Genomic DNA, 24,157 nt, shown 5'->3' with positions numbered 1-24,157 from the left:
TCAATAGCAACTAACTACACGAAAAGAGCCGCGTTTGTCGGCAAGAGGCAGGTGCATGGCTTGGGATGGAAATCAACTGGTTTAACTAATCCTTCTGGGTATTGTATTGATATTCACTCATAAATGGATGCAATCTAAACACATTTGCAGAGGGAGCCTTCTTCGAAGAAATGAAAAAAGCAGCTAAAGTTCTAGCTGCTTTTTTTTGCACACTAAGTAAGAGTGAACCATGCCAAGGTGAGATGAATACGCCTTTAAGTCGAGCGTATTAAAAAACAACCCCAGCAGAAAAGGGAATAGCTGTTTTCTTGATGCTATAAGGAGAATCAATGTAGTTAATAGGCAATTCCAACACGTGTTTTTAAAAATTCGTTTGATATTAGTAAATCGTACATAAAGTCAGCTGTGTCATAAATGGAGATTGATTGACTACTCTCTGGAAGCATATTTTTTTCTATCCGGTAGTGACCTTGTCTTTCTCCATTAGGTAAGTACGTTGGGCAGACTATTGTCCAGTTCATTTTTGATTTATGTAGCATAAGATAGACTTTTAAGTGATCTTCAGCTGCTTTAGTGCTTTTCCTCTTTGATTCATTGGTCAAGAATCGATAAGTAGTAGGGTATGACCTAGCTTGGAGGATTCCAGCTGTTCCAATTGAAATAATGCTTTTAATCTTTTTTTGACGCATGGTTTTAAGGAGAAGAGGCATACTTTTGGAAAGAGTGTCTTTTCCATCCGTACCAAGGCAGCTAACTACCATATCACAATTGGTCATTGCCTGTTCGACATTTGCTTCTATTAAAACATCACCTTGTATAATGGATAGATTTGTTGACGAAATCCTCACTTTTAAGGGTTGTCGAACAAGAATACTTACTTCATAACCAGCTTTAATCATCTTTTCTAAAAGAATTGAGCCGACACGGCCTGTAGCACCCAATAAACAAATTTTCACGGGAATTCTCCTTTACGTTTATATGTTTATATTGTACAGGATGAAGATTATCTGCAAAACAAATTTATTGACAAATTTTTTTAATGGTCGTATTATGACACTTGTACTGATTAATTCCGATAAGAATAGTGGGGGTTTAATATGAAGAAGTGGACAATTTTATTTGGTGTTGTGATTAGCATACTCTTATTAGCAGCTTGTGGCACCGAAGATAAAACCAAAAATAAAAGCGATGATGAACTATCACTCTATGCAAAAGTAATGGAAGAAGGAGAACTACTAGTAGGTACTGAAGGAACCTATCCTCCATTTACCTTTCATGATGAGTCTGGTGATTTAACTGGTTTCGACGTTGAAATTTCGCGTGAAGTAGCTAAACGTCTTGGAGTAGAAGCTGTGTTTCAAGAAACTCAGTGGGACGCAATGTTTGAAGGATTAAATTCCGAGCGTTTTGATATGATAGCCAATCAAGTGGGAATTCGCGAAGATCGATTAAAGAAATATGATTTTTCCTCTCCGTATATTTCCTCAGCGGCTGTCCTAGTAGCTCCTAAGGATAGCGAAGTCGAGAATTTCGAAGATATTGAGGGACTAACATCTGCTCAATCTCTTACAAGTAACTACAGAGATATTGCTGAGAGCTACGGTGCAAAAATCCAGGGAGTGGACGGACTAGCTCAAGCGGTAGAATTATTAGTAGCAGGTCGCGTTGATGTCACGATCAATGATAAGTTATCAATATTGGACTACATGCAAAAAAAACCAAATAGCAATATTAAAATTGCATCAACAGCAGATGATGCCTCTGAAAGTGGTTTCATGTTTCGAAAAGACAATGAAAAGCTTGTTGAAGAAGTGAATAAAGCGTTAGAGGATATGATAACAGACGGAACATACTTAGAAATCTCTGAAAAATGGTTTGGAGAAGATGTTAGGTAGTATCTTTCAGGATCCTCAAAGAATGATGGACATCATGCAAAGCTCCCTCTTGCCTATGCTAAAGGGGGCTTTGTATTATTCAATTCCTCTAACCATTTGGTCTTTCATTTTTGGAATGATTCTAGCAATTTTAATCGCTCTAGCTCGTCTATCTGGTAGCAAAATACTTCGAATAGTTTCAAGAGTTTATGTTTCCGCAATTCGTGGGACACCTCTTCTTGTCCAATTGTTTATTATTTTCTACGGATTGCCGACACTGGGTGTAGATTTCTTGAAGTTTGATCCCTTTCCATCAGCGGTAATTGCTTTTTCTCTAAATGTTGGCGCATATGCGTCAGAAATTGTTCGTGCTGCAATCCAATCTATTCCAAAAGGACAATGGGAAGCTGGTTATTCCATTGGCATGACCTATCGTCAGGCTTTAAGGAGAATTATTCTTCCTCAAGCAGCACGTGTATCGATACCACCCTTGTCAAACACATTTATCAGCCTTGTGAAGGACACGTCATTAGCATCCTTAATTCTTGTTACAGAACTCTTCCGTAAAGCGCAAGAAATCGCTGCAACGAATTACGAATTTTTATTGATGTATATAGAAGCTGCGATGATGTATTGGGTAATTTGTTTTATTCTATCCATCATTCAAGGACGTCTCGAAAACCGTCTAGATCGATTTGTAGCGAAATAGAAAGAGGGTATAATATTGATGATTTCCATACAAAATTTGAAAAAAAGCTTTGGCTCATTAGAGGTGTTAAAAGGGCTAGATCTACATGTGGAAAAAGGGCAAGTCATTGTATTGATTGGTCCCTCTGGCTCGGGAAAAACGACCTTTCTTCGTTGTCTTAATGCCTTGGAGATTCCGAATTCAGGAAAAGTGAATTTAGAAGAACTTCAACTTGATTTTAATAATAAAATAAATCAAGCAGATATTTTGAACTTAAGAAGACAAACAGGCATGGTATTTCAAAATTATAATCTTTTTCCTCATAAAACTGCCCTCGAGAATGTAATGGAAGGTCCAATCATTGTTCAACGACGAGGAAAAGATGACGTTAAGAAGCTGGCGATGTCCTTACTTGAAAAAGTAGGCTTAGGGGATAAAGTCGATTTCTATCCTCATCAGTTGTCAGGAGGCCAACAACAGCGTGTAGGTATTGCTCGTGCCCTTGCGATAGAACCGAAAGTAATGTTATTCGATGAACCTACTTCGGCGCTTGATCCGGAGCTTGTTGGGGAAGTTTTAAAGGTGATGAAAGACCTTGTAGAAGAGGGGTTAACGATGATCGTCGTAACGCATGAAATGAGGTTTGCCAAAGAAGCGGCAGATGAAGTCATCTTTATGGACGGAGGATATATTGTTGAGAGAGGGACTCCTCAGCAAATATTTGATCAACCGCAAGAAGAAAGAACGAAGCAATTCCTCCAAATGATTCATTGATATTGCTGACCAATTCCCTATTTGATTGATATTGTTTAGTTTTTTTCTCAAACTAGAAAAGGTGAAACGCACACAAATAAAGGCAGCTCAAAATTGAGCTGCCTTTATTTGTGTTGAAATAGGTAGAAATAATGTACTTCCTTTTGGAAAATTTTGAAGGCTGGAAGATGTGTGAATAAGTGACATCCATTTAAGTAGACTACTCTTTTTGTATGGCTCTTTTCGCATACTTTGTGGCTCTGGCATATAAAAACAGATGTAAACGCACTTTTCTTTCCTCATTTTGAGTTAAAAATAAGGCGAAAAGATGCCCGAAATCACTCTACATCACGAAATAGGGACTAATTCGAAAAGCCACAATCTTTGCGAAAACAGCCTTTTGTATACATTGTAGCTATTTCATTTAATGTTAGATGGGATCGGCCATTTTTCTATTGTTTTACCCCAATAGGAAACGAAAGGATGCCCCGAATCATAGCTATGTCATCTTTTATAGAACGGTACGAAAGGCAACAAACTTTTCAAAACATCCGTTTAAAAAACCGCACCTATGTCTAGCTAGAACCAAACGAGTAAATCTCTTCTTTTTATTTGATGTCATTAAGGTTATTTTAGGAAGAGAAGGGAAAACGTAAAAGAGGAATATAACGGGAGGGATCTGTGTGGATTTTAGAATGGAAAAAGATACGCTGGGTGAAGTAAAGGTGGCAAGTGATAAATATTGGGGGGCACAAACGCAAAGAAGTAAGGAGAATTTTGAAATCGGCGATGAAAAAATGCCAACTGAAGTGATTACTGCTTTTGTTCAATTAAAAAAAGCGGCAGCAAAAGTTAATCATGAACTTGGAAAGCTGTCTACATATAAAAAAAATAAAATTGTTCAGGCCTGTGATGAAATAGCGACTGACGTGCTTCATGAGCACTTCCCACTATCAGTTTGGCAAACTGGAAGTGGGACTCAAAGCAATATGAATGTGAATGAAGTGATCGCGTATTTAGCTAACAAAGATCAAGGTGGTGAAAAGATTCATCCAAATGACGATGTGAATATGTCGCAAAGCTCTAATGACACATTTCCAACAGCGATGCATATAGCTGCTTACCATGAAATTTATTCATCTTTGCTGCCAAGCTTAACTAAAATGAAAGAAACCCTGCAACAAAAAGAAAAAAAGTATTGGAAGCTAATAAAAATTGGTCGAACACATTTACAAGATGCAACACCTTTAACGCTTGGTCAGGAAATTAGTGGTTGGCGAGTAATGATTGAAAATACAATAGAAATGATTTTACAGAGCAGTAAACGATTGCTTTCATTAGCCATAGGAGGAACAGCAGTTGGTACTGGAATTAACGCTCCTAAAGAGTTTGGAGAAATGGTAGCCAGTCAATTAGCGGCTCAGATGAAGTATCCATTCCATTCCTCGTCGAATAAATTTCATGCGTTAACGAGTCATGATGAAATGGTATATGTTCATGGAGCAATAAAAGCTTTAGCCACCAACGTCATGAAAATAGCAAATGATGTCCGCTGGTTAGCAAGTGGCCCGAGAAGTGGATTTGGGGAGCTATCCATTCCAGCCAATGAGCCAGGAAGCTCGATTATGCCAGGGAAGGTCAATCCTACTCAAAGTGAGGCCATTACGATGGTAGCGACTCAAGTGTTTGGAAATGATGCAACGATCGGATTTGCTGCAAGTCAGGGCAACTTTGAATTGAATGTGTATAAGCCAGTAATAGTTTATAATTTCTTGCAAAGTGTGAGGTTGCTTTCAGATGCTATTCTTTCGTTTACTAATAATTGTCTCCTAGGTTTAGAAGCTAATCATGCAGTCATTGAAAAGCATGTAGAAAATTCTTTGATGCTCGTAACAGCATTAAACCCACACATCGGGTATGAAAAGGCAGCTGAAATTGCCAAACATGCCTTTCAAAATCATGTCACTCTCAAAGAAGCCGCTTTAACATTGGGGTATGTAACAGAAGAACAATATAACGAGTTAATTCAACCAATCAATATGGTTAACCTAGCAGATCAAGGAGAGTAGCGTGTCTCAGTTTTTTAAACGAACTCATTTCAGCAAGGTTGTTTTCGCAAAAATCGTGACTTTTTAAAATTGTTTAGTATCTATCCTATAGCTTTGTACGAGTATCATTTCGTCTTTTTCTATGGAAATACACAGTGAATGGACGATTCCATCAAATTTTACATGATTTAGCCAAAATGTATACGAAAAACTCGATGGCAGCGCTCACGTCACGCTGCCACCGCCGATCATGAAGAAAAGTAGTTTCAACCCCAATAATGGTATAAACCCGGTATGTTTGGGGCAAACTTACTAATTTGGCGATGCCTAAATATTCCTTTTTTCATACAAAGAGCCTTTTCTTAACGCTAGAAAAATACTTTAGTTCATTTTCTCAAGTCCTTACAAAACTGTATATCTTATTTGCTAAGAACTGTCTAGTAGTCCTCTTCTTTTTAAGGAGCCGCTTTATTTATAAATTGTTGCAATGCTTTGTAAAAATGCTTAGGAAGAGCCTTTCTGTCAAAATCACTATTGAAATGATGATCCTAAGTCAATCCACAACGAGATGGTCAGGCTGTTGATAAAAATAACAACCTTTGAAAAACTGGCATTTAGAATGAAATTTTATTGATAAATAACACTCGTTGTAACAGATGAAATCAATTATAAAGCCCCTGCTTACTAGCAGGGGCTAAGCCATATCATATTAAGTTGTACGATTATTGTTGATATCCGCCGCCGATTTGTTGTTCAGCCATTTGTACTAAGCGTTTTGTAATTTCTCCACCGACAGAACCATTAGCACGAGCTGTTGAATCAGCACCAAGCTGTACACCGAATTCAGATGCAATTTCATACTTCATTTGATCAATTGCTGCTTGTGCTCCTGGAGCCACTAATTTGTTTGAAGAACTATTTGTTGGTTGTTGCATGTTTTGTCATCTCCTTGATGTCATTTTAATGGTTGGGTTAGCCGGGTTTGCACCAGCGCGCTTGGATGCGATCATCTAATTATGATGTAACCCAATGTTGTGTGGAAGTTGTTTTGCTGTTGTTAATCTCTATTATGGTTAGTTCCAAAGAGAATATGCAAAACAAGTAAGAGGTAATATATTCCTGTATTTCGTTCAAGCGAATATAGAAGTCTTCTCAGCAAAAAATCAGATGCAGGAGAACATGAAGTTGAAGAGGAGAAGTTCGAGAACGAATAGCTTCAGTCCCTAGGGGTACTTTGTGTGGAAAACGGAATACTTAGTCATCACAAAATTATTTAAATTATCTTTAATAAAGGTTGTTTTCGCAAAGTTTTTTGTCTTTCAAATCAGTCTTGAAACATTGGCATAGCTTTGTTCCGGGGCATCCATTCGTCTATTTTTAATGGAAATCAACAGCAAAATTAATAGCTACAATGTATCCTAACAGAGACATAATTAATTAGTCATTACCCATTATCGGACTAAATTAGCTTTTCTTAGTAGCAATGAGATCGCCGTCAAGAAGTTTTCTTAATTTTTATTGCTATTGAACTAAACACTAAAACGAAATTCCTTCGGTGGATGATGGCTTTGTTCAAGTAGACGAAAGGATATCTTTGATCCTATCATTGTAACGGGGGGTAATACTATTATGAAAAAGCCTCTATTGAAAAGATTTTGTGTCTATCTCTCGGCTCCTAGTCCTTTGCCTGACAAATAAGAGCTTGATCAATTTTTGAAAATTTAAGCTTTACGAAGAAGGAAGAATCCTACATAATTTTACGGCTGTACAGAAATGATAAAGAGAAGAACTAAACAAAGAATTGTTGGTGATGAAAATGAATATTTGTCCACTTTGCAATGGAATTAGTCAACCTACAATAGGATGTTCAGTCTGTGGAGAAGGTATGCATAATAATGGAAGAATGTCTGATTTTTATGACGACTATAGTGCTTATATGGATATGGAAACTATGAAGGTAGTCGATGAAAAGAATGAAAATGAAGAGTGTGTTCATGTTTTTACTTGTTTAAATTGTTCACAGTCGATTTTAAGATGTATCTCATTAACAGAAACATAAAAATCCCTGGTACTGAGACCAGGGGTTTTATCTTTAAGCACTATCGAATGCGGAGTTCGGAATCAGTGTCAAAGAAGTGACATTTGTTCATGTCAAATGCTAAGTCTACTGTTTCTCCAGCTTGGATTATTGTACGAGAGTCGACACGGGCAACAAATTCTTGACCGCCAAGAGCAGAATAAAGCATCATTTCAGCCCCTGTAAGCTCAGCTACCTCGATTTTTGTTGAAATCGTTGATCCACGAGAAGAGTCAATAAATACAGGCTCATCGTGCATATCTTCAGGACGTACACCTAGAATGATTTCTTTGCCAACGTAACCTTGTTCACGAAGGACTTTCATTTTACCTTCTGGAATTTCAATAGATTTATTATCTATTTTGAAAATGCCTTCTTCTAATTTTCCACTAAAGAAGTTCATAGCTGGTGACCCAATAAATCCTCCAACAAATACGTTATCTGGTTTATCGTATACTTCTTTTGGTGATCCTACTTGTTGAATTACGCCATCTTTCATAATTACGATACGAGTGGCCATCGTCATAGCTTCTGTTTGGTCATGTGTTACGTAAATCGTAGTGGTTTGAAGACGTTGGTGTAATTTAGCAATTTCAGCACGCATTTGAACACGTAGTTTTGCATCTAAGTTAGACAAAGGCTCATCCATTAGGAATACTTTAGCATCACGAACGATTGCTCGTCCTAGTGCTACACGCTGACGTTGTCCACCAGATAGTGCTTTTGGTTTACGATCGAGAAGTGGTTCTAAACCAAGAATTTTTGCAGCTTCTTTTACACGTCGTTCAATCTCAGCTTTATCAAATTTACGAAGCTTCAAGCCAAAAGCCATATTGTCATATACACTCATATGCGGATACAAAGCATAGTTTTGGAATACCATAGCGATATCACGATCTTTTGGAGCTGTATCGTTCACGCGTTTGTCACCAATATAGAAATCCCCTTGTGATATTTCTTCAAGTCCTGCGATCATTCGTAAAGTTGTGGACTTACCGCAACCTGATGGTCCTACGAATACGATAAATTCTTTATCCTTGATGTGTAGGTTGAAATCAGTGACTGCTGTTACTTCATTGTCATAAATCTTGTAAATGTTCTCTAACTTTAATTCTGCCATTTTGGTGAGTCCTCCTTGGAATGCAATCGTTTTCATCTGAGTTAATTGTAACGAAAGCACTTTCATTTTCCAATAGACAAGGTGCACAAAAAGAACTAGTCTTCTTTGTGCACCTTGTTCGTCTGGAGCTGCAGCTCATAGTCGATGCAAGCAAGATACGCTGTGAGGGAGCCTTTAAAACTCCTTAAATCAATCTGTGTTTTTTCTATGAACTTATCAATTCGATATTGTAAACTATTTCGGTGCATATAGAGCTGTTTAGCCGTCAAGCTGACATTAGATTGATTTTCTAAGAAATGTTTAATAGTCGTTAGTAATTCGGGTTCATCCAAAAATATTTGTTGAACAGATGAGAATACGGCTTCCTTTTGTGAAGGAGAGAGCTGTTTAATCAAATAAATTGGAAAAATTTCTTCAAAGGTCAGCACTTTGTTCCTTGGCATGAGAGTAAGGGCAAATGAAAAGAGGCTTTGTTCTTTCCACATCTCTTGAGGAAGTGTTGCATCCACCTTATGTATTTTCCCGTAAAAAAAAGAAATCCCAGTCAGAAAATCACTTTCTAATATTTGAACAGAGGAGGATAAATCTTCTAATGTAATCATAAAATTTGATTTTTTTTCAATAATAAGTCCGAAACCTTGTTCATGGAAAATAACGGTTGTCTCTCCTGAAAAAATATGAGAAAGAGCTTCGATAAATAATTCCCCATCAATAAAGGAAGATAAATGAAAATGAATCAAGCGGTATTCTTCTCCGTTTGAAAGGGGTTGTTGAGAGTAATCGTAGTCAAATAGAAATTGATGCCATTGTGATTGAAGAGGACTATAAGTTAAGAATGAAGACGGAGTAACAGGCTCTAAAAACAACGATAATATTTCTTCCTCATTGGTAGTTAATTCTTCTTTAGGGAGACCAATAAATTGCTTTTGACTTGCCGTTGTAAACCAGCTAAAATGCTTCAGTTCTCTCCCAGGAATCGTTCTCTGAAGAATGGCATTTGGGTATTTTTCTTTTAGTTTGTTAAACATAATAACCCCTCTTTACTGTGAAGTTACTATTATTGTATAGAATATGGTGAAGTTTTCAAAGGATAGCAATTGCTTTTTTTGTGGAGTTTTTATACACTATGGGGTAATAGACTGAAATTGAGGTGTCTACAAGTGGATTATAATCAAGATGTGAAAAATCGATTACGCCGATTAGAAGGACAGGTAAGGGGCGTCTTGCGGATGATGGAAGAAGAGAAGCACTGTAAAGATGTGGTAACACAGCTTTCAGCAATTCGTTCTGCAGTAGATCGTTCGATTGGATTAATTGTAGCTAAAAATTTAGAAAGTTGTATTTTAGAGGCAAACGAGTCAGGACAAAATGCCGAGGAAGCTATTCAAGAAGCGGTGAAAATGTTAGTCAAGAGTCGTTAAGAAAAACTCTTGGCTAACATTATTGCTAGTTATTTTAATTCTTGGTGGAATACTTTATTCTGGTATGGATTTCGTGAAAAATAGAAGTAAGGACACTCCAATACTAATACTTTTAACGGGATTTATACTGCTTTTAAGAGCAATAATCTTTGCGAAAACAGACTTAAAAACAATAAGAGTGGGAAACCCCACTCTTATTTGTATTCCTCTGGAGGTGATTCCGGTGTAAAAATATCTACCGACTCTTCCAAAGTGGATTTGTTCACGCCCATATGAACCGATCCCCCTGACATTCCTTCATTGATAAACCGATCCACATCTAAATAAGCTTTTTCTTTTCCTTCATAATTTGTATCAGGGAGAAATTGAGGTTTTTTTTCGTTCTTCTTCATTTCATCTACCTCCTTTATTCATAGTCTGACTGAATAGAGGTAGTCTCATGCAAAAAGTTTTATTCGTAGACGTGGAAAAGCATAAGATCATGAATATATTGTTTCACTTTTTGTTCATCATCCTTCGGGGGCGAGGGAGAAGTCCATTCAATCGTCCCGTCCTTAAGATAATTTCCGGAGTGTTTCATCCCTTTGAAATAAAAGGAAATGTCCCATCCTGGAAGCTGATTGTTTTGATAAAGAGATTTATATTGAAAATGCTGAATCATCTTGCATCACCTCCATTTCCATTGTAACCTCTCTCAATGGAAATGAAAAATAGAAATTCCATTCGAATATTGCAACTGATATTTAGGTGTTAAGAGCGCTACCAATAGAATGATGTAAAACAATGTAAAAAATAGCGCCTATCTTTGAGGATGAGAAATTCATCTTAAATGGAAAGAAAAATGTCTAGCAGGGAACGAATGCGATCTTTTTCGATAACTTCTTCATCAAACTTCATCGGTTTGCTATTGACTTCAAATAGATAGAGGTTTCCATCAGTTCCCAACCCAAGATCCATTGAAAATTCCCCCATCCAGCCGAATTCATTTGTTAAGCAATGGCCACAATGTGTAACGATTTTTTGAATAAACTCTTCGTTAATACGATTTTTTATTCTTTCATATGAGACGACACTACCCCCACTGGTCACATGAGTGATGTAGTTTCTTTTTCCAGCTACACGGACGCCGATCCCGGTCACTTTATATGATTCTTTTTGACGGTGACACATTACACGCAAATCATATTTTCTTCCTTGATAGGAATCCGTCATAATCTGTTCTTGAACAATGTAATCTTTTTTCCATTCAGGATGATCATTCCAAAGATCAGAAACAGAAGCGTATTTTTTTTCTTTGCTGATACTCTGATAAAAAAGACTCCCGTCCTCTTTGCGTTCAATGAAAGCCAACCCTTTTCCTCGAGAAGACGCAACATGCTTTATATAAACCTTAGAGTGAGTTAAAAGAAAATGAGCGATTGTTTCTTCAGAATGAATGGAGTCAGTGTTCGGAAGAATAGTAGTTAGTATATCGTTTTTTTGAAAAGCTCTATACAACGCCCATTTGTTCATAAAGCAAGGGTTGAAAAAGGGAATGTGATTTTCAGTAAAAAAGGAAGTTTGGGTCAAAAAGTCATCTGATTGCTCTTCTTTTCGAAGCGGAATGCGATTATACACCATTGATGGAAGAGGGAAGAGAGCTTCGTGCCAACAATCATTTTCGGGATGATACACACAACCTTTTATTTCTCTTTGTTCGATATCTTGAAGGGAAAAAATAAAGCTCAGGCCTCCATGATCAAGTAGCTCTGTTTGAATTTGTTTAAATAGACGACTGTTTCCAAAAAGTTTTCCTTCCTTTGTTCTAGAAGTAAGAATGCCGACTAATGGAATAGCAGATTTGTTCAATAATGTAACTGGAAGAGAAATCATACTCGGGGAACCATGGGAGAGTAAGTAACTTGCTCCAAAAGGTATAATGCTATTCTCATCAGTTTGATGAAACCAGATTTGCTTCTTTGAATCATAATGTAAAGTCATACGGACGACTCCTTTGGCTGTTTAATCGCCTGTTCTGTTAAAAAAATTCCAAAGGAAAGTGCCAGTTTTCTGGTCAAAAATTCAAAATGCTTTAAATCTGGATGAAGAAAAATAGAGCGTCCTGGCTTTGAATTTGCTTCAAACATCCATATTTCCCCATTCTTATCGATGCCTAAATCAAAGCCAATTTCTCCAATAATACCTTCAACGTTTTTTTCAATGCTATGAGCGAGAGCTAATGCGGCCTCTTTTAGTTGTAACTCATAGATTTGTTGCTCTTCTTGCGAAAAAAGCTGAGCTAAGCTTTTTACTACACCTCCGCTGTGTACATGTGTTGTAACACTTCCACTCCCCGCAATTTTAGCTGCGTACGCACTTACCTCCCATCTTCCATCTTGATTTTTATTCGTGTGTACCCGAAAGTCAATGGGTAAATTCTCTACTCGGAGAAGTGAAATTCCTTGTTGAATGATAAACCTTTCAGGACTTTTAGTACGCAAAACCTTATCATAGAGTTGTTCAAATGAAGAGCACTTGATTAATTTATTTTCATCTTTTTCACGAAAACGACAATAGTAATAATTTTTGTTGCGGTCGTACAAAATTTGATGAATACCTAGCCCAAGGCTCCCGTTTTTCGGTTTTAAATAAATGCTCTTATACTGACTTAGCATTTTTTCTGCTTGTGAAAAGGAAATAAATGGTTGGGTTTCAGGGAGGTATCGAATGACATCATCATCTGAAATTAGACGATCAAAAATTTCTAGCTTATTAAAAAAACCAGGGTTATACCAAGGAATAACATGCTCATCTTGTAATCGTTCCTTGATAATTTGAGATGCCTTCCTTTTTTCACTTTGTCTATTCGGTAGCCGATCATACACAACATGAGGAAATGGTACTTCAGAATTTATCCATTTCCCCCCTGCAAAAAAGAGACCATTGATTAGTTGGTTTTCCCAATGTAAATCTTGTTCTCCGAAGATAAAAGGGACTACTCCTAGAGTCTCTTGAATGCTTAAAAGCTTTTGAAAAAAGTCAGAACGTTCGCCAATCGGCTTTGATGGAAAAGAAGAAAAACCCGAGGTGAAAATTCCGATCAATGGACCGAGGGAAAACGTTTGTTGATGAAAGAAAACATATAATTGTTGAATAAAATCTGGAATCCCCAACTGCTCTGCTAGGGAAGTGGTGATTATGATTTCATCTTTTTTATCTGGATGTGGAAGGCATGTGGTATAAATTCTTTTCGACCCAAACGAAACAGCCAGTAGTTCAGAGTTAGGTTGGAAGGAAACAGGATAGTAACAAACAGGTGTATCTTCCTTCCTCATTATAAGAGGATAGGGTTTTCTCAATGCTATCACCTCCTATATTAGGGGAGAACGATCTACCCAATTCCTTTCAAGATGTTTACTATATCGTAATAACGAGACGGATATGTCATCTGATTTATCAGGATAAAGTTTTTCAATTAGAGTTCTTCCAGGTTTTGAATTAATGTCACATATCCAGATAGAACTATCTTCACCAATAAGGATATCTAAGCCTACCTCGAATAGGGGAGCAAAGGTTTCTTCAAGAGTAGATGGTAATTTAGCTATCACCTCTCTAATCTCGCTCATGATAAAATCCCAAAGAAGATGTTTCTGCTTCTGTTTCCAATCTTTGATTGATACTAACTCAGCTCCTGCGTGAAGATTCGTTAATAGGGAGCCTTCTTTTCCGCAACGAATTCCTGCCCCGCGACTTATCCACTTTCCCTTTTCCTCTTTTTGGAGAAAAATGCGAATGTCAAAAGGTTCATTATTTTTTGAGAGGCTTTGTATTTTCTTTTGAACAATAAAATCATGCTTCTTTAGAAGATTGTTTATCCATTTTGTAAAAGAAGGAAGTGGCAATGTCCGCTGAGAGGATTTCATATCTCTTGTGTAAATTATGGTAATATTTTGAGTATCAAGTGTTAGACCATATACGCCATGTCCTCCTGCTCCATCAACGGGTTTTAATACAGAAAGAGGATGAATCTGTAAAAAGGAAATCACTTCATCGGCAGTGGTAACCCTTTCTGTCGGAATTAAGTAAGGAGCAATTACGGGATTTTTCTGCAGGGCTTGTTGTGTTTTCCACTTATCAGGAAGTCCGTAGCCGATAAATACCGTATCCTGTCTTTGTTTCAACCACTGGACAATCCGTTTTGCTTGTTGTGAATTTTGGTTTAGGGCATAAATACAGCGATCGTAGATAAGGTTAGGAATTGGAAATTTTTTTTCGTGCCAACTATCTTCTATTGGAGCATATTCATATCCTGTCACTTTTTCTGAATAGGGATCAATGGACAAAGGGGAAAAAACAAAAAGAGTTACCTCTTCCTCTAGGCAGTGTTTCTTAATTTGATTAATAGAAAGAGGAATTGGTAACGGGTTCAACGTCATAATTCCAAGTTTAGTCATTTTTATCATTCCTTTCTAACCATACAGATTCAATATAATGATAGAGTCCCTTCACTGAAGGACGAGTAAATCCTTCTCGAGCAAAGTTTTTGGACGGTTTGCTGTTTACTTCGATTAACCATATTTTTTCGTTTTCGTCTATTCCTAAATCAATTCCAAGTTCACCTAGGCGAATATTTAGCTCATTCGTTAACGATTCAGCAATTTGGAAAGAAAGTGTCTGCATCTCCTTCCAAAGTTGATGAGATTTTAGTGAACCAAACTGTCTGTGTAGAAAAGAGTACGCCCTTTCCATTTCTCCTCCTTGCGCTAAATTAGTAACAATAGCGTTTTGTTTTGAGAGACGAACAACGCTTGATATTACATGCCAAGACTTGTGTTGGTCTGGCATGAGTATCAGACGAAAATCAAACAGTTTTTCCTCTATTCGGTGAAGATGTAGGGTTTGTTGAATAAGGAAACGGGAAGAGGTGAGTAACGGCGTTAGTGCTTGAATCAACTCACTAGATTGAGAAAAAAATATTTCGTGCTCTTTTTCAGTATGAAATAAAATGTACTGTTCCTTCTGTGATTGAATTCGGAAAATGTTTCGTCCTTGACTACCGTCGATGGGCTTAATAAAAATATCACCATAGTGATCAAGAAGTGAAAGAACTTGATTACTCTCCTTATATAGGATCGTATCAGGAAGATGTTTTGAAATTAGTTTATCAGTGTTTAAAGCTTCGTGAACCTCCCATTTTGTCAGAAACCTTTCGTTAAATATCCAAATGTTATGTGAGTCACACCAAGTGATAAAGTGTTTAAAAGCAGGAGTTCTTTCATTTTTCCTAGAGTGAACCCGGTTGTAGATGACATCGGGTATGGGAAAAAGAGATTCCTCCCATTTTTTTACTTGGTTTGAATAGTAATATCCCTTCACTAGTCCTTTTTCTATCTTTGAAAAGTCGGAAATGTAAACAAATCCTCCCTTTTCTTCAATTAACTCATGAAATTCCACGAGAAAATGTTCAAGGGAGTGAAAATAAGGAGAATGAATTGATTTTGGAATTCCGGTTAAGACGACAACAAGTGGACCGAGAGTTAGCCTCAAAGGGGAGCTACTAAAGGTTAACTGATACGTTTTGTGCTGTTCAGGAAGATGGAGTTCATCCCAACAGACTGAAGAAAGGTGTATTTCATGCTTCTCAACATCTGTTGACACCCCCACTTTAAGCTGGGAACTTTTTTTTCCGAAAAAGAGCTCAACTTCTTCCCCCTCAGATAGACGATTTGCTTCAAGAAGCGACGGATGAAGCAGGAGGCTGCATCGTTCTAACTGTTTTTTTGTTATAAAAACACGTGAATTCATCTTGAGATTCCCCATTTGCTTAACCCGTCTGTTAAAATTATAATGTGTGAATGGGCTATAGTTGATAGTCCATATTATGTGATATTCATTGAAGTTGTGTTTGAAGCAAAAGGAAAGGTTGAGGAAATCGTGCAAGAAATAATAATGATTCTTTTTATGGTAGTCATAGGAGCTGTAATTGGTGGTTTTACAAATTCATTAGCAATAAAGATGCTATTCCGTCCTTATATTCCAATATATTTGGGTAGATGGAGACTCCCTTTTACGCCGGGACTCATACCGAAACGTCGAGGTGAACTAGCTGACCAGTTAGGGAATATGGTTGTAGACCACTTATTGACACCTGAGAGTATCCAAAAAAGAATTATGGATGATGTTTTCACCAACGAGCTTATTCAGTGGACGAAAGATGAGTTCAGGGAACTTCAATTTTCCTCTTTGACGTTAGCTGAATTACTCCGAAAGCTGGAAATAGAAGAGCCAGGTTCAAAGGTCGAAACGTTCACAAAGAACTGGCTAGCCGGTAAGTATCAAAATTTTAAACGGGATTATCATGATACCCCAATTCTTAAAACGCTCCCGTCCAATATTGAAGATCAGATTGAAAACAAACTTCCATATTTTGCGGATCTAATTGCTGATAAAGGTATTCAATATTTTTCATCTGATGAAGGAAAAGAGAAAATCAAAGTAATGATGGATGACTTCTTAGCGGAAAGAGGCATGCTAGGTGGTATGCTCCAAATGTTTTTGGGTAACACATCTATTGTAGATAAAGTACAGCCTGAGCTTATTAAATTCCTTCAACATGAGGGTACAAAACAATTACTTATTCGCCTTATCACAACGGAGTGGAATAAAGTAAGTGAGACAACATGGAGCTTCGTTTTTGAGAAAGTAGAAGACGATACCATTGTAAACACAGGCGCAGAATATATGAAAAAAGCTGTCGAGGTTAACGAGCTCTTATCAACAACTTTAGGTGAACTATTTACCAAAGTGGATAGTAAATTTATAGAAAAACTTATTCCAAAAGTTATTTCAGCAGGGATGGAAAAGCTATCGGAGCGGTTGCCTCAACTACTTAAAAAATTAAAAGTGCAAGAACTTGTGAAGGAGCAAGTAGATTCTTTCTCGACCAAAAGGTTAGAACAAATGGTATTAGATATTTCCCGAAATGAATTAAAGATGATTACTTATTTAGGAGCACTCTTGGGAGGGGTCATTGGTTTAATTCAAGGATTTGTCGTTCTTTTTGTTCCGTATTAACTATTTATGGAGAAGGCGACTATTTTCTCCGGCACGAAGTTTTACTGTTAGGCTGTTTTATCTTGAGAATTAAAAACTCATTTTATATTTCCTTTCGATTAGGAATAGAACTATCCCCCAAAAAATTTTAACTAAGCATAATCAATAAAATTTTAGAAACGAGTTACTTTAAGCGTTAAAAGAGAGGTATGTTCTTTCATTCCTACTCATAGTTTGTTATAGTGAATAAAGATTTACTGGGAGTATTCAGGGGAAGAAGACATTTATGGCTTCGATTAACTCTGTTTTGTAAATGTACCGTTCTTTTGTAAAGTACTGAGGCAAAGATAAGAAACTCACAGCGTTAGTAAAAATTGAGGAGGGATTAATAATGGCAGTAAATTTACATGACCATGCGAATGAATTAGAAAAAGCACTAAGACAAAGTGATGAATATGCATATTTAATGAAGATGTATGCAGAAGTAAATGCGGATGAAACAGCACAAAAGATGTTTGAAACTTTCCGTGATATTCAAATGAAACTTCAGCAAAAACAAATGGCAGGCGAAGAAATTTCACAAGAAGAAGTAGAACATGCGCAAAAATACGCCGCTCTTGTGCAACAACAGGAAAAAATCGCTAAACTTATGGAAGCGGAACAACGCATGAGTATGCTAATCAATGACTTAAACCGAATCATCATGAAACCACTTGAAGAACTTTATGGTTCTATGCAGTAAATTAGAAAAGTTGACATGGAAATCATGTCAACTTTTTTGTATCCCCAATTATTTGTGCAATTTTCACACCGGATCTTTCCACTAGGCTGTTTCCACAGCTAGATATAGTCCGTAAAAAATAGAAGCGATTTTTATTAAATTTGGACTTCTTTTCAAGGTTAGACGATGGAATATCTTGCTATACTATCCTCTGCTCTACAAACACTCCTTCAAAAAATACCTTGAACGCTTGTAAATATATAAAGGCTGTATTCTCAAGGATTGTTTCTTTTCGCTTTAGTCTGTTCACCACGATAAACAAGGGTTTACGGCCTCTTTTTGTATCTTTAAACATGTATTTACTAGGCTGTTTTCGCACCAGTCTATAAACGGTGATATAGCTTTGTTTCGGGCATCAATTCGTCTATTTTTAATGGAAATCAACAGTGAAGGGGCAATTTAATCAAAAATCAGATGAAATAGCCACAATGTATATGAAAAGAGCCATTTATTATTGAAAGTAATTGAAGATTTCTATTTTTTCATTCAATAGCAACATACTATACAAATAGATCCTAATTAAAAATGAGTAAAGGCAATGCTTCAATTAACATCACTTTTCGCTGAGAAAACTCAAGTAATGTATTTTGTTTTATCATAATGTACATACAGAAAAATAGACAAAAAGAAACATGGAATAGTGACAACTGCCATTCCTAAAAATGCACTCCCGGGTGATATTGCATAAAGATGTCCCCCTAAAAAAGATAATAATCCTGTGCTAAGCCCCATTCCAATAGAGGCGTAAATTCCTTGTGCAGAAGAAATTAACTTTGGGTCCATTTTTTCAGAAATGAAGCGGATAAATGCATAGTGAGCAACACCAAATGTCACAGCGTGTAGCACTTGTGAACAAATAAAAATTAAAGTGTCAGGATAGGCATAGACCAATGTCCACCGTAAGATTGCTCCAGTCGAAGCTAAAAGTAGCAGCAATGAAATGGGTACTTTTAGAAAAAACGCATCACTTTTAGAAAAAAAGACAATTTCGGCTAGTACCGCAAGATTTAAGATAATCCCTATCGCAATTCCACTGACATGGAGTTCTTGTAAATAGAGAACTCCATAATTGTAATACGAGGCATGTGAACCTTGAATCAAAATACAGACTAAGAGAACTAGCATAAACTCTTTTGAAAAAAATAAGTCTCTATAAGAAAAATCCGCTCTCGATTCATTCTTTTGAATTGTCGAAGGTGCTGGGAGAAAAGTGCCGATCATCATCAAAACACAGCCTGTTAACATAACAAAATAAATACTACTTTCTGTGAAAAATGAAATCATTGCTCCTGTTACAAGAAGAGCAAGAGTATAGCCTACTGATCCCCACAAACGACTTTTTCCGTAAGAAATTCCATCCTTTTTCATCAATAGTGAAGCTGCACTTTCTGTCAATGGCATCATCATCGGGTAAAAAAAACTAAAAAGAAATATGATGACTAACATATTGAAAAATCCATTGAATGGCCAAAAGAACACAAAAAACAACAAAGTTATAATACTAAGTCCACGAGCAAGGTGAAGTAATGATTGTTTTTGACTTAAATAAGGAAATGCAAAAAATGTAGAAATGGAACGTACAATAAAGCTAATCGCAATCAGTGTTGAGGCGTCATATACCGAAAACTGCTTGCCCGCTACGAGCCAAGCGGTCCAGTACGGAACGAATACACCCCATGTAAAGAAGAAAGAAAAGAACTGAATTGAGAGCCATGATTGTTTTTTCAAGATTATTCACCCTTCATATGAATGTATGCATGTCCATAACAGTATATAGAAAAAAGATAAAATTGAGAATCAGTGTTTTCATTCTTCATTGTTCTAACTCCTCCTTACAGGACATACAAGTATACAAAGTGCATGCATCTCTAGAAGGAGGAACAACTATGATCTATCGCCTATTGGCTATTAATATTGATGATACGTTAATTCAACCAAATGGGAAAATAAGCAAGGAAACAAAAGAAGCTATACAGTATGTACAAGAAAAAGGAATTTATGTCACCCTTGTTACTAGTAGGAGCTTTCCGGCAGCTAAAAAGGTAGCGAAAGCATTAAAAATCAAAGGTGACCTTATTACCCATCAAGGAGCTTATATTAGCTCAGAAATGGGAAAACCAATATACATGAAGAAACTTGAAGATAACATCACCTTTGATATTGCTCAGTTCCTTTCCACATTTTCTTGTCAAATTCGATTAGCAGATGAAAATAATGCGATCATGAATAAGGCAAAACTCCCCGAAAGTTTGTTAGGGAAAAAAGTGTGGGAACGAGATTCTCGATTTATATCTACAAATCAATACGTTGATTCGATTTCTGAATACTTAATGGATAATAAATTCAACCCAACAAAAATTGATGTTGTCTTTGAACATCAAAGAGACGCCATTAAAGTTATGAAAATGCTAAAAGGGATGTACGATGAAATTGATATGTTTGTCAATGATACCTGTCGCTTAGAGATTGTTGCTAACGGTGTGTCAAAACTAAAGGGGCTCATGCTTTTGAGTGAAAAATTAAACATTCCTCGATATCAAGTTGTTATGATCGGGGTTGGAGATTGTGATCTTCCACTTATCGAATGGGCTGGTCAAGGGGTAGCGATGGGAAATGCCTCCTATAAAGTGAAGAAAAAAGCTGATTGGATCACCAGGTCAAATCGAGATAATGGCGTTGCTTATATGATAAAAGAATGTTTTAGGAAACAACAAACCTTAGAGTTTTTAAAGCGAATGAACCTTATAGATTGAGTGGTAAAGACAGAGTTTGCATACTCTGTCTTTTGTTTTGTTGTTTTTTGATGTTGTTATTATTTTTTTATCAAAAAATGTATAGGTTAGGGGGATACTATTATGAAAACTAACCTAGAAAAAACACTTATTCATTTCTCTTATAAGTTAGTGAAACAATTATGTTAAAAACAATGGGATCGATATTGCTTTTATATTTAGTGCTCTTATCGTATACATTGTTGCTATTTCATGTAATTTTTGATCCAATCTTTTATTTTGTTGTTTATATTCATCAAAAATAGACGAAAAGTTGCCCGGTGCAAAGTAATCTAACAGTTTATTGACTGGTTTGAAAAGTAACAATTTTTTTGAAAATAGCCTTATTTATAGTGAATTATTATTGTCAATTACTGAATGATTGACCATCTGTCTCTGTTTTTGTACACTTTAGAAAGATTTCTATAATTGAAAGGTGATTAGGTTGAATATAAATATAATAGGTACTAAAGATGAAAGACTTCATAGACCACTCCATCATATTGCCAACCTCTTCTTTGAAGAGTGTACAGTGAAAATTGGTAATCGACCGGATGCTGAGCTCACGGTAGAAATTCAGCTGGCAGTCGAAGAGAGAATTTCTGTGACTGCAATATTAACAGAACAAAAATCAGAGGCTACACATGCAGCTTCCTATGAGGTTGAATTTGACTCCTTTTTATCTGAGAAGGAACTGTTTAAAAAGGTGAAAATGGCGGTCTCTCATGTCTACGTAACGGTTTTACAAGAGGTGACGGGTATTTACCAGAAGTGGGGTGCTTTAACAGGCATTCGTCCTACCAAGCTTCTTCACAACCGGGTAAGAGCGGGAGTACCAAAAGAAAAATCTCATGCAGAGTTAAAAGAGCAATATTTAATAACGAATGAAAAAATCGAGTTAATGCAACGAATCGTGGATCGACAATTAGAAGTTGTTCCCGATTTATATCAACTTCAAAATGAAGTGAGTATCTATATAGGAATTCCGTTTTGCCCTACAAAATGTGCGTATTGTACATTTCCTGCTTATGCTATTCAGGGGAAACAAGGGAAGGTAGATTCCTTTTTAGTGGGTCTGCATTATGAAATTCGTGAAATGGGCAAATGGATGAAGGAAAAAGGCATCAACATAACGACTGTATATTACGGAGGCGGGACTCCAACCTCCATTACAGCAGAAGAAATGGACATGCTGTATGAAGAAATGTACGATTCGTTCCCAGATGTGAAGAATATTCGCGAAATCACAGTCGAAGCAGGGCGACCAGATACAATTACATCTCAAAAGTTAGAAGTACTAAATAAATGGAATATTGACCGTATCTCAATTAATCCACAGTCATATAGTAATGAAACTCTGAAAGCGATTGGTCGACATCATTCGGTAGAAGAGACGATTGAAAAGTACCATCTTGCCCGTTCAATGGGGATGAATAATATTAATATGGATCTCATCATTGGTCTTCCAGGTGAAGGAATACCAGAGTTTCAACATACGCTAGCTGAAACCGAAAAATTAATGCCTGAATCTTTAACCGTCCATACCCTTTCATTTAAACGAGCGTCTGAGATGACGAAAAATAAAGAGAAATACAAGGTAGCTCAGCGAAAGGAAATTGAATCGATGATGACCTTAGCAGAGGACTGGACGAAGAATCATGATTACCATCCCTATTATTTATATCGTCAGAAAAATATTTTAGGAAACTTGGAGAATGTTGGCTATTCCTTAATCGGTCAGGAAAGCATCTATAATATTATGATTATGGAGGAACTTCAAACCATTATTGGAATCGGATGTGGAGCGGCATCAAAATTCATTGATCCAAAGACGGGAAAAATCACTCACTTTGCGAATCCGAAAGACCCTAAGTCGTATAATGAAGGGTTCAAAGAATATACAGAGAAAAAGATAGAAATATTGAATGAATTATTTTCTTAAATAATCATGCATAGTGTAGGGGACGCGCCTTTTAGGTGTTGTCCCCTACATTTATTCGTGTGAATATTCAAACAAAAAGAGAAATAGGATTTTAAACTAAGCGAAAAATCAAAATATGGAGTTGAGAATAAAAACTTTCTATTCACATGTTCAAGAAAGTTAAAGTGAAGAATTTTATTTACATGAGGCTCCAGATGAAACCGGAATGACATTTGAGGCGAAGATACTAAGGAAGTACATTGTTAGACGTAGCTAACCAGAAATAATATCGAGTGTAAATCAACAAAAACATATGAAGCAATTTTTTTAATTTATTATTTATTGTATTTTTAGAAAAATTTGTTTATTTAAAATGGAAATTACGTTACTCTTATATTATGGGAGGGGAATTATTTTGCAAACGAAAATGGATTATGATACTTTACACGTAACTCTTGAAGGGAAAACTGCGATCATAGAATTGAATCGTCCGAAATCATTGAATGCGATGAACATTCCATTATTAAGAGAACTTTTAAACTGTTTAACCGAATTAAAAAAGGACAAGAGCATTCAAATACTTATTTTGAAAGGAAAAGGAGGAGCCTTTTCATCGGGGGGAGATATTAAGGAAATGCTTGCTATGGCATCCGAGCAAGAATTTCATAGTATCATGGAAACCATCGGTAATATTGCGGTTACGCTCTATACAATGCCAAAGGTGACGATTGCCGGTATTCATGGTGCTGCAGCAGGTTTAGGCTTATCACTAGCATTAGCATGTGATTATCTTATCTGTGAAGAAGACAGCAAACTAGCGATGAACTTTATTGGCATTGGGTTGATTCCTGATGGTGGTGGACATTTCTTTATGGAGCAGCGCTTAGGTGTTGCCAAAGCAAAACAAATGATTTGGAAAGGGAAAGTCATAGGTGGTCAAGAAGCACTCCTCAAAGGAATGGTGGAAGAGGTGGTGGCTGCTGGGAAATTAGATGAGGCTGTTGAAAGCTATACTAAAAAATGTTTACATAGTCCTCTTCAAGCGATGATTAAAACAAAAAATATCCTTACAACCAATCATGCACCAAAATTAATAAAAATGTTAGAAATGGAAAAAGAAGGTCAATGGACAATGCGCCAAACAAAAGATCATCAAGAAGGAGTACAAGCTTTTATTGAAAAAAGAAAGCCAAAGTTTCAAGGAGAATAAAAAAAAGAGTCTTGGATATACCCAAGACTCTTTTTTAAACGCTTTCATTTAGACGTGAAATAATAGTAATTTTCCTTTTGGAGAAGTAAAACGGTGTGTTTTTTCAGCAAATCCTTTTTCTTCTACGAGAGCCGCCCCCAGCTGTTTAGCTTGAGAATCATCGGTAGCATTTACGTTTTCTTCTAAAATTTTTTCACCATTTTTTTCAAAAACAGTTAATTTATATACATTCATTAGTTTCTCTCCTTTCAAAATGAAAAATCTGATAGTTACTATTATTTTTGCATAATTTCCTCATTTTGAAAAGCACTTTTCGTAACCTTTGTTGTTCCTTGCGTGTAGAAAAAATAGGCAGTGAGTTTTTTTGAGTTATTTCACATTTTTTATTTAGAAATCAAAAATCTCTTCATTATTAATTTAACTTTGGTAAACTTATATAATAGTAAAGTGAAACCTTATTT

At 36.4% G+C, this 24,157-nt stretch carries 23 protein-coding genes; 11 read left to right on the top strand and 12 right to left on the bottom strand.

The window, feature by feature from the left end; all coding sequences use genetic code 11:
* Positions 1-335 precede the first annotated feature (335 nt).
* The gene (locus U8D43_RS15325; RefSeq protein WP_335872059.1) at positions 336-956 is read right to left on the bottom strand and encodes an NAD(P)-dependent oxidoreductase; all 621 of its coding nucleotides are present in this window, start codon (positions 954-956) and stop codon (positions 336-338) included.
* Positions 957-1,097: 141 nt separating this feature from the next.
* Between U8D43_RS15325 and U8D43_RS15320 the strand changes: the two genes are divergently transcribed.
* The 4 genes from U8D43_RS15320 (at position 1,098) to fumC (ending at position 5,384) form a co-directional block, all read left to right on the top strand.
* On the top strand, positions 1,098-1,895 hold the full coding sequence (locus U8D43_RS15320; protein WP_335872058.1) for an amino acid ABC transporter substrate-binding protein: 798 nt from the start codon (positions 1,098-1,100) through the stop codon (positions 1,893-1,895).
* Entirely contained in the window at positions 1,885-2,583 is a 699-nt protein-coding gene (locus tag U8D43_RS15315) for an amino acid ABC transporter permease (protein WP_442893617.1), read from the top strand. The genes U8D43_RS15320 and U8D43_RS15315 overlap by 11 nt, the downstream gene beginning before the upstream one ends.
* A gap of 18 nt (positions 2,584-2,601) precedes the next feature.
* Positions 2,602-3,336, top strand: coding sequence for an amino acid ABC transporter ATP-binding protein (locus U8D43_RS15310; RefSeq protein ID WP_335872071.1), 735 nt, complete (start codon positions 2,602-2,604; stop codon positions 3,334-3,336).
* Between the two features lie 662 nt (positions 3,337-3,998).
* A complete protein-coding gene (fumC, locus tag U8D43_RS15305) occupies positions 3,999-5,384 on the top strand; it encodes a class II fumarate hydratase (RefSeq protein ID WP_335872057.1) in 1,386 nt (461 codons plus the stop codon).
* Positions 5,385-6,085: 701 nt separating this feature from the next.
* Here fumC and U8D43_RS15300 read toward each other — a convergent pair.
* The gene (locus U8D43_RS15300; RefSeq protein WP_335872056.1) at positions 6,086-6,298 is read right to left on the bottom strand and encodes an alpha/beta-type small acid-soluble spore protein; all 213 of its coding nucleotides are present in this window, start codon (positions 6,296-6,298) and stop codon (positions 6,086-6,088) included.
* Between the two features lie 881 nt (positions 6,299-7,179).
* On the opposite strand from U8D43_RS15300, the gene U8D43_RS15295 reads away from it, so the two are divergent.
* Entirely contained in the window at positions 7,180-7,422 is a 243-nt protein-coding gene (locus U8D43_RS15295) for a hypothetical protein (RefSeq protein WP_335872055.1), read from the top strand.
* 40 nt (positions 7,423-7,462) lie between these two features.
* On the opposite strand, the gene U8D43_RS15290 is transcribed toward U8D43_RS15295, so the two are convergent.
* Together U8D43_RS15290 and U8D43_RS15285 are read right to left on the bottom strand one after the other, a co-directional pair.
* A complete protein-coding gene (locus U8D43_RS15290) occupies positions 7,463-8,560 on the bottom strand; it encodes an ABC transporter ATP-binding protein (RefSeq protein WP_335872054.1) in 1,098 nt (365 codons plus the stop codon).
* Positions 8,561-8,655: 95 nt separating this feature from the next.
* A complete protein-coding gene (locus U8D43_RS15285; RefSeq protein ID WP_335872053.1) occupies positions 8,656-9,588 on the bottom strand; it encodes a PucR family transcriptional regulator in 933 nt (310 codons plus the stop codon).
* Positions 9,589-9,720: 132 nt separating this feature from the next.
* On the opposite strand from U8D43_RS15285, the gene U8D43_RS15280 reads away from it, so the two are divergent.
* Complete coding sequence (locus U8D43_RS15280; protein WP_335872052.1) at positions 9,721-9,981, top strand: metal-sensitive transcriptional regulator; 261 nt, start codon at positions 9,721-9,723, stop codon at positions 9,979-9,981.
* A gap of 194 nt (positions 9,982-10,175) precedes the next feature.
* Here the strand turns inward: U8D43_RS15280 and U8D43_RS15275 are convergent, their stop codons facing one another.
* The 6 genes from U8D43_RS15275 to U8D43_RS15250 all read right to left on the bottom strand — a co-directional run bounded on the left by U8D43_RS15275 (position 10,176) and on the right by U8D43_RS15250 (position 15,765).
* Positions 10,176-10,373 carry a hypothetical protein gene (locus U8D43_RS15275; RefSeq protein WP_335872051.1) on the bottom strand — a complete coding sequence of 66 codons (198 nt, stop codon included), beginning with the start codon at positions 10,371-10,373 and terminating at the stop codon, positions 10,176-10,178.
* 59 nt (positions 10,374-10,432) lie between these two features.
* On the bottom strand, positions 10,433-10,642 hold the full coding sequence (locus U8D43_RS15270) for a YheE family protein (protein WP_335872050.1): 210 nt from the start codon (positions 10,640-10,642) through the stop codon (positions 10,433-10,435).
* A gap of 164 nt (positions 10,643-10,806) precedes the next feature.
* Entirely contained in the window at positions 10,807-11,961 is a 1,155-nt protein-coding gene (locus U8D43_RS15265; protein ID WP_335872049.1) for a YheC/YheD family endospore coat-associated protein, read from the bottom strand.
* Complete coding sequence (locus U8D43_RS15260) at positions 11,958-13,328, bottom strand: YheC/YheD family endospore coat-associated protein (RefSeq protein ID WP_442893616.1); 1,371 nt, start codon at positions 13,326-13,328, stop codon at positions 11,958-11,960. The genes U8D43_RS15265 and U8D43_RS15260 overlap by 4 nt, the downstream gene beginning before the upstream one ends.
* A gap of 3 nt (positions 13,329-13,331) precedes the next feature.
* On the bottom strand, positions 13,332-14,414 hold the full coding sequence (locus U8D43_RS15255) for a YheC/YheD family endospore coat-associated protein (protein ID WP_335872047.1): 1,083 nt from the start codon (positions 14,412-14,414) through the stop codon (positions 13,332-13,334).
* Positions 14,407-15,765: a YheC/YheD family endospore coat-associated protein gene (locus U8D43_RS15250; RefSeq protein ID WP_335872046.1), complete on the bottom strand. Its 1,359-nt coding sequence runs from the start codon at positions 15,763-15,765 to the stop codon at positions 14,407-14,409. Before U8D43_RS15250 ends, U8D43_RS15255 begins: the two co-directional genes overlap by 8 nt.
* Before the next feature lie 129 nt (positions 15,766-15,894).
* Between U8D43_RS15250 and U8D43_RS15245 the strand changes: the two genes are divergently transcribed.
* Complete coding sequence (locus U8D43_RS15245; protein ID WP_335872044.1) at positions 15,895-17,034, top strand: DUF445 domain-containing protein; 1,140 nt, start codon at positions 15,895-15,897, stop codon at positions 17,032-17,034.
* Positions 17,035-17,404: 370 nt separating this feature from the next.
* Positions 17,405-17,755: a YlbF/YmcA family competence regulator gene (locus tag U8D43_RS15240; RefSeq protein WP_335872043.1), complete on the top strand. Its 351-nt coding sequence runs from the start codon at positions 17,405-17,407 to the stop codon at positions 17,753-17,755.
* Between the two features lie 612 nt (positions 17,756-18,367).
* Here the strand turns inward: U8D43_RS15240 and U8D43_RS15235 are convergent.
* On the bottom strand, positions 18,368-19,522 hold the full coding sequence (locus tag U8D43_RS15235) for a 3-phenylpropionate MFS transporter (RefSeq protein WP_335872042.1): 1,155 nt from the start codon (positions 19,520-19,522) through the stop codon (positions 18,368-18,370).
* A 158-nt stretch (positions 19,523-19,680) separates the two neighbouring features.
* Between U8D43_RS15235 and U8D43_RS15230 the strand changes: the two genes are divergently transcribed.
* The 3 genes from U8D43_RS15230 (at position 19,681) to U8D43_RS15220 (ending at position 23,696) form a co-directional block, all read left to right on the top strand.
* Complete coding sequence (locus U8D43_RS15230) at positions 19,681-20,547, top strand: Cof-type HAD-IIB family hydrolase (RefSeq protein WP_335872041.1); 867 nt, start codon at positions 19,681-19,683, stop codon at positions 20,545-20,547.
* Between the two features lie 463 nt (positions 20,548-21,010).
* Positions 21,011-22,507 carry a coproporphyrinogen III oxidase gene (locus U8D43_RS15225; RefSeq protein WP_335872040.1) on the top strand — a complete coding sequence of 499 codons (1,497 nt, stop codon included), beginning with the start codon at positions 21,011-21,013 and terminating at the stop codon, positions 22,505-22,507.
* A 394-nt stretch (positions 22,508-22,901) separates the two neighbouring features.
* Entirely contained in the window at positions 22,902-23,696 is a 795-nt protein-coding gene (locus U8D43_RS15220) for an enoyl-CoA hydratase (protein ID WP_335872039.1), read from the top strand.
* Positions 23,697-23,744: 48 nt separating this feature from the next.
* Here U8D43_RS15220 and U8D43_RS15215 read toward each other — a convergent pair whose 3' ends face one another.
* On the bottom strand, positions 23,745-23,930 hold the full coding sequence (locus tag U8D43_RS15215) for a YhzD family protein (RefSeq protein ID WP_335872038.1): 186 nt from the start codon (positions 23,928-23,930) through the stop codon (positions 23,745-23,747).
* Positions 23,931-24,157 lie beyond the last annotated feature (227 nt).

The sequence above is a fragment of the Bacillus sp. 2205SS5-2 genome, from assembly GCF_037024155.1.
Lineage (GTDB): Bacteria > Bacillota > Bacilli > Bacillales > Bacillaceae_K > Bacillus_CI.
The sequence above is the reverse complement of the archived record's forward strand: the minus strand, read 5'-3'. Positions and strand labels throughout refer to the sequence as shown.

Excerpts from the sequence above, each read along its gene's own strand:
- U8D43_RS15300 (WP_335872056.1), bottom strand. The coding sequence starts at position 6,298 with ATGCAACAACCAACAAATAGTTCTTCAAACAAATTAGTGGCTCCAGGA.
- U8D43_RS15295 (WP_335872055.1), top strand. The coding sequence starts at position 7,180 with ATGAATATTTGTCCACTTTGCAATGGAATTAGTCAACCTACAATAGGA.
- U8D43_RS15270 (WP_335872050.1), bottom strand. The coding sequence starts at position 10,642 with ATGATTCAGCATTTTCAATATAAATCTCTTTATCAAAACAATCAGCTT.
- U8D43_RS15310 (WP_335872071.1), top strand. The coding sequence starts at position 2,602 with ATGATTTCCATACAAAATTTGAAAAAAAGCTTTGGCTCATTAGAGGTG.
- U8D43_RS15230 (WP_335872041.1), top strand. The coding sequence starts at position 19,681 with ATGATCTATCGCCTATTGGCTATTAATATTGATGATACGTTAATTCAA.
- U8D43_RS15290 (WP_335872054.1), bottom strand. The coding sequence starts at position 8,560 with ATGGCAGAATTAAAGTTAGAGAACATTTACAAGATTTATGACAATGAA.
- U8D43_RS15315 (WP_442893617.1), top strand. The coding sequence starts at position 1,885 with ATGTTAGGTAGTATCTTTCAGGATCCTCAAAGAATGATGGACATCATG.
- U8D43_RS15320 (WP_335872058.1), top strand. The coding sequence starts at position 1,098 with ATGAAGAAGTGGACAATTTTATTTGGTGTTGTGATTAGCATACTCTTA.
- U8D43_RS15255 (WP_335872047.1), bottom strand. The coding sequence starts at position 14,414 with ATGACTAAACTTGGAATTATGACGTTGAACCCGTTACCAATTCCTCTT.
- U8D43_RS15250 (WP_335872046.1), bottom strand. The coding sequence starts at position 15,765 with ATGAATTCACGTGTTTTTATAACAAAAAAACAGTTAGAACGATGCAGC.
- U8D43_RS15215 (WP_335872038.1), bottom strand. The coding sequence starts at position 23,930 with ATGAATGTATATAAATTAACTGTTTTTGAAAAAAATGGTGAAAAAATT.
- U8D43_RS15240 (WP_335872043.1), top strand. The coding sequence starts at position 17,405 with ATGGCAGTAAATTTACATGACCATGCGAATGAATTAGAAAAAGCACTA.
- U8D43_RS15265 (WP_335872049.1), bottom strand. The coding sequence starts at position 11,961 with ATGACTTTACATTATGATTCAAAGAAGCAAATCTGGTTTCATCAAACT.
- U8D43_RS15285 (WP_335872053.1), bottom strand. The coding sequence starts at position 9,588 with ATGTTTAACAAACTAAAAGAAAAATACCCAAATGCCATTCTTCAGAGA.
- U8D43_RS15275 (WP_335872051.1), bottom strand. The coding sequence starts at position 10,373 with ATGAAGAAGAACGAAAAAAAACCTCAATTTCTCCCTGATACAAATTAT.